Source organism: 'Fragaria x ananassa' phyllody phytoplasma (assembly GCF_018274325.1).
GTDB lineage: Bacteria > Bacillota_I > Bacilli_A > Acholeplasmatales > Acholeplasmataceae > Phytoplasma.
This window is the reverse complement of sequence record NZ_JAGVRH010000030.1, coordinates 1-818: the sequence shown is the minus strand read 5'-3', so window position 1 is coordinate 818 and position 818 is coordinate 1. Positions and strand designations below refer to the sequence as shown.

General features: G+C 24.7%; 1 protein-coding gene. It reads right to left on the bottom strand.

The genetic code is table 11. The annotated features are described in order from the left end of the window. Nucleotides 1-229: 229 nt before the first annotated feature. A complete protein-coding gene (locus J8J04_RS03055; protein ID WP_212332254.1) occupies nucleotides 230-433 on the bottom strand; it encodes a hypothetical protein in 204 nt (67 codons plus the stop codon). Between the last annotated feature and the right edge of the window lie 385 nt (nucleotides 434-818).

The following is an 818-nucleotide window of genomic DNA, read 5'->3' as shown; positions in this document are numbered from 1 at the left end:
AGAAATATTATAACTAATAATTTCGCGGTTATGTAAATCCATCACAGCTGCTACAAATAATTTTTTGTTATTAGTTCTAAAAGGAATATATGTGATATCAGTACATAATTTTTCTAATGAATGCCTTCGCTTAATAATTATTTTGAAGAAGGTTTTTTAAGTTATTTTCTTTTTTAATAGCAAAATCATAATAATATCGTGGTTTGTGTTTGATTCTTTCAGATAATAATTAAAATTTATGCATCAATTTTAATACTGTTTTAGTGTTGATATTAAAAACAACTTCTTTTAATTTTTGATGAACCACCCGATATCCTAAACGCCTTTTTCTTCTTCCATCTATTGTAATATATGATTTTTGTTTGCATATTTGAAACAATGCTTTTTCGAAGTTATTATATGGCCTAGGATTAATGCTTTGTTCTAGCGCCATCGATAATAACTATTTTTAGAAATTTTTAGCCATTTGATTAATTGATTAAGCAAAATATCTTTTTTATATTGGTCGATAATATATAAATATAATTTCCTATTTTTCCTAAATGTAGCAGCAAGTTTTTTCCTAATTGTAGTTTTATTTAAATCATCTTCACTTGTTGGTTTCTTTTTTTTCCCCTACCAACTATTCTTTCTAATCAATTCGCCCCTTCTTTTTCATACAACCTAACTCAAGTATAAATTTGATTGCGATTTTTAATTTTTTGTTTCTTTGTACCTATTTCCTTTTTGTTTTGAAAAAACAGCCTTTAATTTAATATCAAAAGAATATAATTTTAACTTTTTCTCCATTTCTAAACTCATTTCTGTTTGATTAATAT